We start from the raw sequence: 13,555 nt of genomic DNA, 5'->3' as shown, positions 1-13,555 counted from the left end.
GAGTATATATATGATTAAATTAGAGGATTTATCCTTTAAGTATAAAGATGAAATTGTTCTTGAAGATATAAACTTAACTATAAATAAAGGAGAAGCAATTGCGTTAATTGGTCCTAATGGAAGTGGAAAAACAACATTATTAAAAATATTAAATGGTATTTTGCTTCCATCAAAAGGAAAGTATATTTTAGATGGAGAAGAAATAACAAAGAAGAATTTAGAAGATAATTTATTTTCTAAGAGATTTCATAAAAAAATAGGTTTTATATTTCAAAATTCTGATGTTCAACTTTTTTGTCCAGATGTCTATGATGAAATAGCTTTTGGTCCTATGCAAATGGGATTAAGTAAAGAAGAAATAGATGTTAGAGTTAATGATTGTCTTAAATTATTAAGTATAGAAAAATTAAAATATAAAGAATCTTATAAATTAAGTGGAGGAGAAAAGAAGAGGGTTGCTATAGCTAGTGTTTTAGCTTTGAATCCTGAAATATTAGTTTTAGATGAACCTTTAAATGAAATAGATCCAAAAGGTAAAAAATTTATAAGAGAACTTCTTATAGAACTTAATAAAAGTGGAAAGACAATAATTTGTTCAACTCATGAGTTTGAATATATCAAAGATGTATTTAATAGGGCTATTGTATTTTCAGATGATCATAAAATTATAAGAGATGATAATTTTAATAATGTATGTTCAGATAAGCAATTTCTAGAAGATAATAATATAATTTAATTTATAAAAATCATATTAGACTGTAGGGAATTTTATTTAAAAAATATCCTTACAGTCTAATATATGTTATTCTAAATTACAGAATTTGCTTTTTCTAAAGCTTCATCAAAATTTGTAGCGAAATGATTTTCACCTAAAGTATCAATAAAGCCCATAAGTCTCATAACTTTTTTGGGTTGTTCTTGTAATTCAGATATTATTAAAGTAATATTACGAGACTTGCAACTTAATGCTATGTTTTTTATTTGTTTATATCCTGTAACATCTAAAGTTTTAGTATGTCTCATTCTTAAAACAAGAACTTTTGCATCATCATTTATTTCTTTCATTGTATTCATGAATGTATCTACAGCACCAAAGAAAAGATGACCTCTTATGTCATAGACTAATACATTTTCTCCAACCTTAAGATTTTCCATATCAGTATCTATATTAGATTTATCAGAGCAGTCATTCTCATTTAATTCATTTACTTCTATAGAAGTAGCAACTCTTCTCATAAATAAGCACATAGAAACTAGCATTCCTATTCCTATAGCAATTACTAGATCAAATAATACTGTTAAGAAAAATGTTGTTAGTAATATAGCTATATCACTTTTAGGAGCTTTAAGAATTGCCTTAAAAGTTCTCCATTCACTCATGTTATATGAAACAATTATTAATATTGCTGATAAAGTAGTTAATGGAATGAATTTAGCGAGAGGCATAAACACAAGCATTATAAGTAATAAAGTTATTGAATGAACTATACCTGCAATAGGAGTTCTTCCTCCATTTTTAACATTAGCAGCAGTTCTAGCAATTGCTCCAGTGGCAGGGATTCCTCCAAATAGAGAAGAACCAATATTAGCCACTCCTTGAGCTATAAGTTCTGCATTTGAATTATGCTTATCTCCAATCATACCATCTGAAACAACAGCAGATAGTAATGATTCAATTCCACATAAAAGAGCTATTGTAAAAGCAGGTCCTACTAATGCTTTTAATGTATTAAGGTTTAGATTAGGAATATGAGGCATTGGAATATTTGAACTTATTTTGCCAAATTGACTTCCTATTGTTGAGACTGGTAGATTAAATATAAATACTACTAAAGTTGTTAATATTAAGGCTATTAAAGATCCTGGAATCTTTTTATTTACTTTTGGCCAAAAGATTAAAATAGTAAGTGCTAGTAATCCTATAGTTAATGTGTAAAAATTTGTAGTATTCATATGAGATATGTAAGCTTCCCACTTAGGTATGAATTGAGAAGGGGTTTTAGTCATTGTAAGTCCTAAAAAATCCTTAACCTGTGTTGAGAAAAGTGTTACAGCTATACCGGAAGTAAATCCTACTGTTATCGGATAAGGTATGTATTTTATTAAGCTACCAAATCTTAATAAGCCAAATAAAACAAGAATAATACCAGCCATAAATGTGGAAATTATTAGTCCATCAATTCCGTGATTTTGTATAATACCAAATACTATAACAACAAAGGCACCCGTAGGTCCACCAATTTGAACTCTACTTCCACCTAATAGTGAAATTATGAATCCAGCTATAATTGCAGTTATTAATCCTTTTTCAGGAGATACTCCTGAAGAAATACCTAATGCAATAGATAGTGGTAATGCGATAATAGCAACTATTATCCCAGCAACTAAATCTTTAAAAAATTGTTCTTTTGAAAATCCGTTCTCTTTATCATTTAAAAGAGAAATTAATTTTGGTTTGTACATTGAAATATATCAACTCCTTATAAAACAGTCGATTTTTATTATATTACTTAAATTGTACATTTACAATTTCGTAGAACGATTTGAAACGTTATTAATTAGGAAATAAAGGTGTTGTTTACAAAAAGTTTACAAAAATTCTCTTGATGGTAACTTGTGTTACGGAAGGGTAAAGAGAAATATAATATAATTGATTTATAAATTATATTAAGAGGTGAAAGTATGAGCTTATTTTTAGGTAAAATACATTTTTGGTTATTTGATAAAATAAAATGGTTTGAAAATCTAGAGGAAGAAGTTTTAAAAGTGGCAAAGGAAAGAAATATGCCAGTAGATAATTGGGTTTCTTATGCCAATTTAAATTTTGGAGAAAAAACTCCAAATAAACCTTTAGATGAAATAATAGATGAAAATAATATACATGACTGGTTAGAAGCAAGAATAAATTCAGCTGAGGGTAGATGTGCATATTACATAACTAATATGTTAAGTGGAGAGAAGGAAATAAAAAAAGAACTTATAGAGCTTTATGAAAGACAGGGAAAAATAAATGCAAATGAGTGTAAAGGACAAATAGATGGAGAAAATATTTTAGAAGTATATAATTCTTTAAATAATTATATACTAGATGGTATGCCTTGTGATAGAATTAATGAAGTTTTAGAAAATTCTTCTGAAAAAATAGTTTGGCATATGAGTAGAGATTTGCATGAAAGATTTTGGAGTGAAGTAAGAGGAGATGTAGCTGAGTTTCATAATTTAAGAAATGCATGGATAAAAGCCTTTGTTGAAGAAATTAATCCTCAATTAGAATTATTTGTTTATGAAAATGGAGATAAGGTTATAGTAAGAAAATAGTTTAACGTATTAATTTTTACATGTTATAAATAAAAAGATAGTGAAATAAGTAAGATAATGGCACTTTATCAATGAACCACATATTATAAATTAGAACCTTTTAACATAGGAGGATAAATATGTATTTAGCTCAAGGTGCCATTATAAGTTTGGACTTAGGTAAAGGTCATATTATAGATAAAGATACATCAGATAATTTAAAAGAAAAGATTGAGCAAACTATTATTTATTTTTTAAAAAAGGAAGAAGTTAAAAATAATTTAAGATTTATTGATTATACTCCATATAATGAAATTTTTATTTCAAATGGAGAAGAGTTAAAAAGCATAGTTAAAAGAGTAAATAGAAGTGAATCAGATTTGCATATTACTTTAAACATTGATTTTTCAAAGGAAAATGAAATCTTTTGTTTTGTAGAAGAGTTTGATTCGAAAGGTAGAAAGTTTGCAGAGAATATATGCTCATTTTTTGAACTAAGTAATTATAAGAATAAAGGGGTTAAGAGTTCAGAAGTTTATAATCTTTTGTATGTAAATAAACCAAGTGTAATAATATATTTAAATTTGAATATTAATAATGAATCTGAAGTTATTGAAAAAGGAGCATGTATAGCGAAAACTTTAGTTGAATCTATTTTAAGCTTAGGGACTAAATAAAGGCTGAGAGAAATTCTCAACCTTCATTTTTTAATCTATAAATTTCAGGAGTATTTTCATCTATTACTTCAAAACTATATCCTGCTGATTTAAAATGTTTTATTATTGATGGCAATGCTTTAGCAGAATTATTATTAGAGTATCCACAATGCATTAAAAGCACTATATAATCCGAGTTAGAAATTGACTTTTGAATTATAGAACTTGGGTCTAAGGTTGGATTAAGAGCATCAGTGCTATCTACTGTCCAATCATATATTCTAAAACCTTGTTCATGTAAGGAGTCTACTAAAGATCTTTTTAAGGTATATGTACTATTATTAGAGCCGAATGGAAATCTAAGAGAAAATACTTTCTTTCCAATAACTTTTTCTATAGCTTCTTGAGCTTTTAAGTTCTCTTCTAAGAATGAAGCATCATTTCTGTAAATTTTATTTCTATCATGTGTAAATGTGTGTACACCTATGGAGTGACCATCATCATTCATTCTTTTTACTAAATCAGGATGTTTCTCTACTAGCTCTCCTATTAAAAAAAATGTAGCTTTCACATTATTTTCTTTAAGAGTGTTTAAAATTTCTTCTGTAACTTTACCACCAGGACCATCATCAAAGGTTAAAAAAATTTTTTTTGTATTTTCTTCTAAGTTAGCTGCTTTAATATATTTGGGATAAGTAGCTAAGGTTGAAAAAGAAAATATTAATGTAAATAGTAGAAAAGAAAATTTTTTCATTTTATCACTTCCTTAATTATTACTATATATTTGAGATATCTTAATTAGTATTTTCAAAAAAAGTATTAAATATAAGCACCGTAGATTACGAATAATCATTTTTTATTTCTTTGACTTTATGGTATAATTAATAAATAAAAAATATAAAAGAGAGTGATAATATATGGAGAATTATTTAAGAATAGGATTAGGAATAATTTTTACAATACTTATATTCGCTTTTGTAATTTGGGTATTACCTTATATTTTAATAGGGGCTATAATACTAATCCTTATAGGATGGGTGTACTTTAAATTTATAAGAAAGTATATTAATAAAAAAGAAAAAACAGAAGCTTATACTTACACATTTACAAAAGAAGAGCATAAATCAGAGGCTGATATTCAAGATGATGGCCCTGTTATTGATGTTAATTTTGAAGAAGTAAAAGAAGATGAATAAGGATTTGATTACATGAATTTTAGAAAGTTAAAAATATTTTTTGAAACAGCTAAATGTTTAAATATGACAAAAGTAGCTAAGTCTATGTATATAAGTCAACCATCTATAAGCCAGGCTATAGCTGAATTAGAAAGTGATCTTGATGTTAAACTTTTTGATAGAATAGGTAAAAGGCTTTATCTTACTCATGAGGGTGAAGTATATTTTGAATATAGTAGAAGAATTTTAAATCTTTATGAAGAGGCTAACAGTACAATTAGAAGTAGTAAAGAAGGTCAAAAAGGAAAAATAGTTATAGGTGCAAGTACAACAATAGGTATATACATACTCCCAGAATTAATAAAAGAATTTAATGAGTTACATAAAAATATAGAAATATCTTTAATTATAGAAAATACTCAGTTAATAGAAGAGCTTATCATGGAAAATAAAGTTGATATTGCCTTAGTAGAAGGACATATTAAATCTGATGAGTTAGAAGTTTTAACAGTAGGATATGATGAATTAATATTTATAGCAAATCCTGGTAATACTATATTCTCAAAGAAAAAAATAACTTTAAAAGATTTAGAAGATGAAAAATTTATTATGAGAGAAGCGGGAAGTGGAACAAGGGAATTTTTAGAAAATTATCTTATAAATAGAGATTGTAATTATGATATATATATGGAACTTGGTGATACTGAAGCTATTGTAAGAATTGTTGAAACAGGACTTGGAATAGCATGTGTTTCTTGTAAGGCTACTGAGGAAAGGATTAAAGAAGGATTAATCAAAGAAATAAAAATAGAGGATGTTAATATAAGTAGAGAATTATATCTTGTATATCATAAAGATAAATTTATATCTAAAAATTTAGAAATATTTATAGATGAAATTAAAAATTCAAACATATAAAAAGGATAGTAATACTTGTTAATAAGTATTACTATCCTTTTTATTTTATACTGATTATAGTAAATAAAAGAAAATTGATATAAAGTGACATAAGCTTCCTAATAATATAAAGATATGAAATATTTCATGAAATCCTAAGTATTTAAATTCAAGAAATTTTGGTTTAAGCGCATAAATTACTCCACCAACTGTATATATAACTCCTCCTATTGCTAACCAAATTAATGCTAAATTAGTTATATTTTTGAAAAATGGAATAGCGCCTAAAGAAATCCAGCCCATTCCTATATACATAAGAGTAGAAAAAATTCTAGGACAATTAAACCAAACCATCTTAAATAAAATACCTAAAGCTGTAAGAGTTACTATTAAAGAAGTTATAAAAATTTGAGCTTTACCTTCAAGACCAATAAGACAATAAGGCATATAGCTTCCACATATAAGTATGAATATCATAGAATGATCTAAACGTCTTAAAAATGCTATAGTTTTTTTATTTGCTTTAACTAAATGGTATATAGCAGAAGCGCTATAAAGCAATACTAATGAAAAACCAAATAGAATAACTGATAAAAGTGGTAAGCCTATCCCGTACACATAAGTAGCTTTAACTGTTAGTGCTACTAAGGCGAATATTGATAAAATAGCACCAAATAAATGAGTAAAACCGTTTATTGGTTCTCTAAAAAACTTATTTTTCATAAAATACCTCCAAGAGAAAGTTTTCAAGTAGTTTTCAAAACTACTTATTATCATGTTATAATTATGATTCAAATATAGTAAGATATCAACCTTTAAATTAAGGAGAATTTTAATGATATATAGATAATATTGCCAAAAAGCTTGAATTTATTTTTATTTACTTATAATATAATATATATAGGATGAAATGTAGTTTTAGAAACTATATGATAAATTGAATCGAATGGAAGTGATTTTATGAATTTAAATGATTTATTAGAAAGTTTAAATTTGGATAACAATATTAATTTAGAAGATATACCAGAATTAGATTTATATATGGATCAAGTAATACAATTATTTGAAAATAAATTAGGTGGAAATAAGAGATTTGAAGAAGATAAGATTTTAACTAAAACTATGATTAACAATTATGCTAAGGGAAAATTGTTAATGGATATTAAAAATAAAAAGTATAGTAAGGAACATATTATACTTATGTGTTTTATATATAATATGAAGGGGATATTAGCACTTAGTGATATAAAACTAGCTTTAGGAGATATTGTTGAAAGATATAATAAGGATGAATTTAATTCGGATGATATAAAAAAGCTTTATAAAATATATTTAATAGGGCAAAAAAAGAATATAGAAGATATAAAAAATGAGGTTAATATAGATTTGAATAATTTAGGAGAAGAATTTAATTTATTAGAAAGTAGTGAAAAGAAATTACTTCTTTGTGCAATGCTTGTGGACAAAGCAAATATATATAAAAAGCTAGCTGAAAAAATACTTGATAGTGAATAGACATTAAAACACATAAAATGTAACATTTTGTAATTGGTAGTCATAATATATATTAATCATATGATAAAACCTAGGAGGGTAAATTATGGATTATAGAGATTGCCAATGTGATTCAAAAGGAATAGAATTAGATGAATTAGAAGAATTATTTGAAGATGCAGGATATAATAATTATTATCACAATGGTTGTGATAATCATGACCATCACAACCATTGTGATCATCATAATCATTGCAATCATCATGATCATAATCATGGATGTCATGATGATAGAAAAGATTGCTGTAAGAGACCTAAACCAAAGCCAATTCCTAAGAAAGGGATTATTGAAGTTCAATCTTTATTAGGATGTTCTGACGGTGAACCAATAAGTGGAATGCCAATAGAATTATATAAAATAGATTGTAATACTGGTTTTGAACTTATAGATTGTAAATATACAGATCGTTTTGGAAGGGTTTGTTTTAAATGTCTAGAAGATGGTTTATATGCTGTTAAACAACCTGTAGATCGTTGCTATTTTGAAGCACCAGAATATTATCCATGTTATGAAGTATGTATTTGTCCAAGAAATAAATATGCTAAAATAGTAATAATAAACAAGTTAAGAGATAGAGAAGATTGTAATAGACCACCTATGCATTGTAGATGTAATAGCAAATCAAGTTGTCAATAATTAAAATAATATCATTTAGAAGCTCACAGAATATTCTGTGGGCTTTAATTTTTATAAATAAAATTATATAATAGCTATAGTTTAATTTCTAAAAATTTATATATATTAAACAAAAGAAAGGAATTTGATATGATAATTAGAATTAAGTATTTTGATAAAGCAACTAAATTAAAAAAAATAACAAAAGGTAATTGGATAGACGTGTATGCTAATAAGGATGTATTTGTTAAATGTGGAGATAGAGCTATGGTACCTTTAGGATTTGCTTTAGAACTTCCAGAAGGATGGGAAGGACATTTAGCACCTAGAAGTTCAACTTTTAAAACTTGGGGAATTATACAGACTAATAGTGTTGGCGTTGTAGATGATACATATATAGGGGACAATGATCAGTGGCATATGCCAGTTTATTGCTTACAGGGAAAAGATGTTGAAAATGATAATGGGGAAGAAATTAAAGGAACTTGGATAAGAAAAGGTGATAAAATAGGTCAATTTAGAATTATGGAAGTTATGCCAGAAATAGAGTTTGAAGAGGTGGAATCATTTGGAAATGAAGATCGTGGTGGATTTGGTACTACAGGAAGAAAGTAGTTTGAAAAGTAATTAGAGAATTTAGTGAGATTTGTTTAATCAAAAAATCTCACTAAATTCTCTTTTTTAGAGGGAATATTTTACTCCTCTAAGGATTCAGAAAGTTCTTCCCAAGTAGCGTAAAGAGAATTTATTTCTTCTTGAGTTGAATTAATTTCTTTATTAACTCTTACGCTTTCTTCTGGATTTGAATAAACCTCTTCATTACAAAGCATTTCTTGAAGTTTTTCAAGTTCTTCTTCTTTTTGAGAAATTAATTTTTCAACATCTCTAAGTTGAGCTCTTAAAGCTCTAGCTGATTTCTCAGCAGACTTTTTCTTTTTTCTTTCTTCTTTTATTTGTGTTTTGGTTTTACCTTGGTTTATTTCTTCATCAATATCTTCATATCTATTAGGATTAGCTTTTTTATGTATATAATAGTTATAATTTCCTAAATATGTTTTAAGACCATTTTCTTGAAGCTCAACGATTTTATTAATGACTTTATTTAAAAAGTATCTATCATGGGAAATAACTATTAAAGTTCCATCATAACTTAAAATAGCATCTTCTAAAGCTTCTCTAGACATAATATCTAAGTGATTTGTAGGCTCATCTAAAAGAAGAAGATTGGCTTTTGAAAGCATAAGTTTTAAAAGGTTTATCTTACACTTTTCACCACCACTTAATAGAGAGATTTCTTTAAATACATCATCACCAGTAAATAGAAAAGAAGCAAGATAATTTCTAATTTCAGTAGTAGTAAGGTTAGGAAAGTCATCCCAAACTTCATCTATTATGGTTTTATCAGGATTTAAGTTAGATTGTTCTTGATCGTAATATCCTGTAAATACGTTTTTACCAAGAGATACAGAACCAGAATCCTGCTTTAACATTCCCATTATTATTTTAAATAGAGTAGTTTTACCTCTACCATTTTCACCTATTAGAGCAACCTTTTCTCCACGCTTTAAATCTAAATTTACGTTTTCAAATAAAAGATTATCAAAGCTCTTTTTTAAGTTTTCAATATGTAAAACATCATTACCACTTTTAACTAAAGTCTCAAAGTTTATTTTAGAAGCTTCTTTTATAACCTCTGGTGCTTCTAAACGATCCATTTTATCTAAAGCCTTTTGTCTACTTTCAGCAGCTCTAACACTTTTTTCTCTATTAAATGAACGGAATTTCTCTATTATTTCTTCTTGTCTTTTTATTTCTGCTTGTTGCAAGTTGTAAGCTTTTAATCTAGCTTCAATATCATTTTTTCTAAGTTCAAGGAATTTAGTGTAACTTGCATTATAACAATGTATCTTTCCGCCAATAAGTTCAAAAGTTTTATTTGTTACAGAGTCTAAGAAAAATCTATCATGGGAAATAACAAAGACTGTTCCTTTATAAGCATTAAGATATTCTTCAAGCCATTCTATAGCTTCTAAATCTAAATGGTTTGTAGGCTCATCTAAAAGAAGTAAGTCTGGTTTACTTAAAAGTAGTTTGCAGAGTGCTAATCTAGTTTTTTGGCCTCCACTAAGGTTTACAATTTTGATGTTGAAATCTTCCTCTAAAAAACCTAAACCTTTAAGAACTCTAGAAATTTCTGCTCTAAAAGTATAACCACCTCTATTTTCATAAAGTTCTTGAGATAGTGTATAATCTTTTATAAGTTTATTATGATATTCTTCATTTGAAGCGTCATAAGGTTCATTAAGTTTTTCTTCTAAGGTTTTAATTTTATCTTCAAGTTCCGTTAAAGATGAGAATACAGAAAGCATCTCATCATAAATAGTATTTTCACTATCTAAAGATAAATTCTGAGAGAGATATCCTAGTGTTTTGTTTTTATCTAAAAATAATTCACCACTATCATAATCTATTTGCTTGGTAAGAATTTTAAATAATGTTGATTTACCTTCTCCATTTGGTCCTATTAAACCAACCTTGTCACCTTCATTTATATTAAATGTTACATCTCTTAAAATCTCATCAATACCAAAACTTTTAGTTAAGTGTCTACAGCTTAAAATAATCATTTTAAAACTCCTATCATCGAATTTATAGTATTAATCAAATACAATTATACTAATAATGAAGAATTTCATCAAATTAAATGTTTAGGTATGAATTATTTTATAGAATCCTTATGTTTTAAGAATATAATTTAAGCTTTTGGAATACTTATATACCATTGGAGTGATGTGTTATGAATAATAATTTTAGAGATTTATTTATAGGTATTGATGAAGAAATAACTATTTACAATGGAAAAAAGATAGTACCCATTAATCTTGATAATGCAGCTACTACACCTGCTTTAAAAGAAGGATTAAAATGTGTTAGTGACATGTTGCATGTATATAGTTCTATTGGAAGAGGAAAAGGATATAAAGCAAATTTTTGTAATGAATTTTATGAAAACTCAAGAAAAAAGATTTTAGAGTTTTTTAATGTTAAGAATGCAGAAGATTATACTGTAATATATGTTAAAAATTCTACTGAAGGCTTGAATCTTTTAGCCCATTCTTTAGTAAATAAAAAAGATTATGTTATAAGTACTAGAATGGAGCATCATGCAAATGACTTGCCTTGGAGAGAAAATAGCAATATTCTATATATTGAAGTTGATGAACTAGGAGTATTAAGAAAAGAAAAGATAGAAGAATTAATTAAAAAGCATAAGGGAAAAGTAAAATATATAACAATAACAGGTGCCTCTAATGTAACAGGATACTTAAATCCAATAAATGAAATAGCAAAAATAGCTCATGATAATGGAGTTAAAATAATAGTAGATGCAGCCCAATTAGTTGCTCATAAACCAATAAATATAGGGGGAACAGGAAATAATGATCATATAGATTTTCTAGTGTTCTCAGCTCATAAAATGTATGCTCCTTTTGGAACAGGTGTAATTATTGCATTAAAAGATCTTATAAAAGATAAAGATCCATTATTAAAAGGTGGTGGAGCAGTTGATCTAGTTTCAGATAATAAAGTTTTTTTAGATAGTGAGCCAGAGCGTTTTGAAGCAGGTACACCTAATATAATAGGGATATGTTCACTTTTATCATCTATTAAATTAATAAAATCTATAGGATTTGACAAAATAGAATTATTAGAAAAAAACTTGAAAAAAAGTTTACTAGAAGGGTTAGAACGTATGCCAGATATAATAACATATGGAGATTCTAATTATGAAAATAGAATAGGAGTAGTGGTATTTAATGTTAAGGATATTCATCATGACGTAATATCAGAAGGATTATCTAATATTAGAGGAATATCAATTAGAAATGGTGCTTTTTGTGCACATCCGTATGTTAGGAGACTTTTAAATCTTAAGGATGAAGAATTTTCAAAATATGCTTATAGTAATAAGCCTAGACCAGGAATGTTAAGAACAAGTTTAGGATTATATAATACTAAAGAAGAAATAGAGGAATTCTTAAATACATTAGAAATAGTAAAACAAAAAGATTTTAGGCTATGAAACTCATTCTAAATAAATTCTTAACTTTTAAGATATAAAGAAAAATAAGGTAAGTTGTGGAGAAATAATAGATTTTGCATATGATACTTTAAAAGATGTTCTTAAAGAAAAATAAAAGGCATGCATTTTTGCATGTCTTTCATTAAATGTAGGTAATTGAGTAAAACAATATCTATAAAACAAAACTATGATAAAGAGGAAGAGAATCTCTATCCTTGAAATCGCTAATTAATGGTTTAAGATATGATAAACCTTCCTCCGTTATATTATTACCTTCTTCATTTATCCATTCACTTGGGAAATATTTTATATTATTAGCTATTTTATCGGCTTCAATTAAAAAAGTAGAACTCTTATATGGGAATGAAGATTCTCTTTTTATAGCAACCATATAGCCACCTTCTGAATTAACAGAAGCTTCTAAGGCAGCTTGTCCTACCATAATAGCTTCATTTACATCTATTTTAGAGGATGCATGCATAGAACATCTTTGTAGAGTATTAAGTTCTAGAGATTTAACTCTATTTGTTATACTAGCTTGAATTATTAGGTTCTTTAAGTAATCACCTACACCACCTAATTGAGCATGTCCAAATGAATCTCCATTTGATGCAGTTTCAGTAAGAAACTTTCCATTTTCATCTTTTAATCCTTCAGAAGCTACTATATAAACATGTTTTTTTTCTTTAAATATTTTAGCTACATCAGTTAAAAAGCTTTGTACTGAAAATGCTCTTTCAGGTAAATATACTAAATCAGCACACTTAGTTCCATTTATATTGGCTAAAGCTCCGGAAGCTGCTAGCCAGCCTGTATCTCTTCCCATAGTTTCAACTATGAAAATTCCATTATTACTATAAACTTTTGAATCTAAATAAGTTTCTAAAACAGCTGTAGATATAAACTTTGCAGCACTACCAAAGCCTGGAGTATGGTCTGTGTGCATTAAATCATTATCTATTGTTTTAGGGATTCCAAAGAATTTTATATCTATATTTTTAGCTTTTGCAAAAGCATTTAATTTAGCAGTAGTATCCATTGAGTCATTTCCACCTACATAAAAGAAAGCTTTTATATTAAGTGAATTTAAAATATTTAAAAGTTTTAAATACTCATCTTCACTTTCGCTAAGAGGTTTTAATTTATATCTACAAGAACCTAAACCAGAGGCAGGTGAACTTTTAAATCTTTCTAATTGAAGTTCATCAAGTTCTGAAAGATTTATTATTTTTTTATTTAAAATACCTTCTATTCCGTTTAATCCACCATAAACATT

Annotated in this window: 14 protein-coding genes; 9 read left to right on the top strand and 5 right to left on the bottom strand. The window is 27.0% G+C overall.

The genetic code is table 11. The features are described 5' to 3' along the window. The first annotated feature begins 10 nt into the window (after window positions 1-10). On the top strand, window positions 11-736 hold the full coding sequence (locus Q1J60_RS05710; RefSeq protein ID WP_300259476.1) for an energy-coupling factor ABC transporter ATP-binding protein: 726 nt from the start codon (window positions 11-13) through the stop codon (window positions 734-736). Between the two features lie 71 nt (window positions 737-807). Here Q1J60_RS05710 and Q1J60_RS05705 read toward each other — a convergent pair whose 3' ends face one another. After that, window positions 808-2,463, bottom strand: a complete 1,656-nt coding sequence (locus Q1J60_RS05705; RefSeq protein WP_300259474.1) for a SulP family inorganic anion transporter — start codon at window positions 2,461-2,463, stop codon at window positions 808-810. Between the two features lie 219 nt (window positions 2,464-2,682). Between Q1J60_RS05705 and Q1J60_RS05700 the strand changes: the two genes are divergently transcribed. Continuing rightward, a complete protein-coding gene (locus Q1J60_RS05700; RefSeq protein WP_300259473.1) occupies window positions 2,683-3,318 on the top strand; it encodes a hypothetical protein in 636 nt (211 codons plus the stop codon). A 119-nt stretch (window positions 3,319-3,437) separates the two neighbouring features. Next, a complete protein-coding gene (locus Q1J60_RS05695) occupies window positions 3,438-3,974 on the top strand; it encodes an N-acetylmuramoyl-L-alanine amidase CwlD (protein WP_300259471.1) in 537 nt (178 codons plus the stop codon). 16 nt (window positions 3,975-3,990) lie between these two features. Here Q1J60_RS05695 and Q1J60_RS05690 read toward each other — a convergent pair whose 3' ends face one another. Next, window positions 3,991-4,707, bottom strand: a complete 717-nt coding sequence (locus Q1J60_RS05690) for a polysaccharide deacetylase family protein (RefSeq protein WP_300259469.1) — start codon at window positions 4,705-4,707, stop codon at window positions 3,991-3,993. 163 nt (window positions 4,708-4,870) lie between these two features. Between Q1J60_RS05690 and Q1J60_RS05685 the strand changes: the two genes are divergently transcribed. Together Q1J60_RS05685 and Q1J60_RS05680 are read left to right on the top strand one after the other, a co-directional pair. Further along, window positions 4,871-5,149: a hypothetical protein gene (locus tag Q1J60_RS05685; protein WP_300259467.1), complete on the top strand. Its 279-nt coding sequence runs from the start codon at window positions 4,871-4,873 to the stop codon at window positions 5,147-5,149. 12 nt (window positions 5,150-5,161) lie between these two features. Beyond that, complete coding sequence (locus Q1J60_RS05680) at window positions 5,162-6,046, top strand: LysR family transcriptional regulator (protein ID WP_300259465.1); 885 nt, start codon at window positions 5,162-5,164, stop codon at window positions 6,044-6,046. Between the two features lie 54 nt (window positions 6,047-6,100). Here Q1J60_RS05680 and trhA read toward each other — a convergent pair whose 3' ends face one another. Further along, window positions 6,101-6,748 carry a PAQR family membrane homeostasis protein TrhA gene (gene trhA / locus Q1J60_RS05675; protein WP_300259463.1) on the bottom strand — a complete coding sequence of 216 codons (648 nt, stop codon included), beginning with the start codon at window positions 6,746-6,748 and terminating at the stop codon, window positions 6,101-6,103. Between the two features lie 237 nt (window positions 6,749-6,985). On the opposite strand from trhA, the gene Q1J60_RS05670 reads away from it, so the two are divergent. The 3 genes from Q1J60_RS05670 (at window position 6,986) to Q1J60_RS05660 (ending at window position 8,810) form a co-directional block, all read left to right on the top strand. Continuing rightward, window positions 6,986-7,540 (top strand): DUF1836 domain-containing protein, encoded by a 555-nt coding sequence (locus Q1J60_RS05670; RefSeq protein WP_300259461.1) that lies wholly within the window; start codon window positions 6,986-6,988, stop codon window positions 7,538-7,540. Window positions 7,541-7,625: 85 nt separating this feature from the next. Further along, window positions 7,626-8,216 (top strand): hypothetical protein, encoded by a 591-nt coding sequence (locus Q1J60_RS05665; RefSeq protein ID WP_300259459.1) that lies wholly within the window; start codon window positions 7,626-7,628, stop codon window positions 8,214-8,216. Window positions 8,217-8,345: 129 nt separating this feature from the next. Continuing rightward, complete coding sequence (locus Q1J60_RS05660) at window positions 8,346-8,810, top strand: dUTP diphosphatase (protein WP_300259457.1); 465 nt, start codon at window positions 8,346-8,348, stop codon at window positions 8,808-8,810. Between the two features lie 80 nt (window positions 8,811-8,890). Here Q1J60_RS05660 and Q1J60_RS05655 read toward each other — a convergent pair whose 3' ends face one another. Continuing rightward, window positions 8,891-10,822 carry an ABC-F family ATP-binding cassette domain-containing protein gene (locus tag Q1J60_RS05655; protein ID WP_300259455.1) on the bottom strand — a complete coding sequence of 644 codons (1,932 nt, stop codon included), beginning with the start codon at window positions 10,820-10,822 and terminating at the stop codon, window positions 8,891-8,893. 170 nt (window positions 10,823-10,992) lie between these two features. Here Q1J60_RS05655 and Q1J60_RS05650 point away from each other — a divergent pair, with 170 nt between their 5' ends. Continuing rightward, window positions 10,993-12,279 (top strand): aminotransferase class V-fold PLP-dependent enzyme, encoded by a 1,287-nt coding sequence (locus Q1J60_RS05650; protein WP_300259453.1) that lies wholly within the window; start codon window positions 10,993-10,995, stop codon window positions 12,277-12,279. A gap of 172 nt (window positions 12,280-12,451) precedes the next feature. On the opposite strand, the gene Q1J60_RS05645 is transcribed toward Q1J60_RS05650, so the two are convergent. Next, window positions 12,452-13,555 (bottom strand): 6-phosphofructokinase (locus Q1J60_RS05645; RefSeq protein WP_300259451.1); only part of this gene is annotated, 1,104 nt, incomplete at its 5' end.

The sequence above is a fragment of the Clostridium sp. genome (assembly GCF_029258205.1).
Taxonomy (GTDB): Bacteria; Bacillota; Clostridia; order Clostridiales; family Clostridiaceae; genus Sarcina.
Note: the sequence above shows the minus strand (reverse complement) of the source record. Positions and strands in the feature narration are given on the sequence as shown.

Coding starts and splice junctions, on each gene's coding strand:
- Q1J60_RS05700 (WP_300259473.1), top strand. CDS start 2,683: ATGAGCTTATTTTTAGGTAAAATACATTTTTGGTTATTTGATAAAATA.
- Q1J60_RS05695 (WP_300259471.1), top strand. CDS start 3,438: ATGTATTTAGCTCAAGGTGCCATTATAAGTTTGGACTTAGGTAAAGGT.
- Q1J60_RS05690 (WP_300259469.1), bottom strand. CDS start 4,707: ATGAAAAAATTTTCTTTTCTACTATTTACATTAATATTTTCTTTTTCA.
- trhA (WP_300259463.1), bottom strand. CDS start 6,748: ATGAAAAATAAGTTTTTTAGAGAACCAATAAACGGTTTTACTCATTTA.
- Q1J60_RS05705 (WP_300259474.1), bottom strand. CDS start 2,463: ATGTACAAACCAAAATTAATTTCTCTTTTAAATGATAAAGAGAACGGA.
- Q1J60_RS05665 (WP_300259459.1), top strand. CDS start 7,626: ATGGATTATAGAGATTGCCAATGTGATTCAAAAGGAATAGAATTAGAT.
- Q1J60_RS05670 (WP_300259461.1), top strand. CDS start 6,986: ATGAATTTAAATGATTTATTAGAAAGTTTAAATTTGGATAACAATATT.
- Q1J60_RS05685 (WP_300259467.1), top strand. CDS start 4,871: ATGGAGAATTATTTAAGAATAGGATTAGGAATAATTTTTACAATACTT.
- Q1J60_RS05655 (WP_300259455.1), bottom strand. CDS start 10,822: ATGATTATTTTAAGCTGTAGACACTTAACTAAAAGTTTTGGTATTGAT.
- Q1J60_RS05660 (WP_300259457.1), top strand. CDS start 8,346: ATGATAATTAGAATTAAGTATTTTGATAAAGCAACTAAATTAAAAAAA.
- Q1J60_RS05680 (WP_300259465.1), top strand. CDS start 5,162: ATGAATTTTAGAAAGTTAAAAATATTTTTTGAAACAGCTAAATGTTTA.
- Q1J60_RS05650 (WP_300259453.1), top strand. CDS start 10,993: ATGAATAATAATTTTAGAGATTTATTTATAGGTATTGATGAAGAAATA.
- Q1J60_RS05710 (WP_300259476.1), top strand. CDS start 11: ATGATTAAATTAGAGGATTTATCCTTTAAGTATAAAGATGAAATTGTT.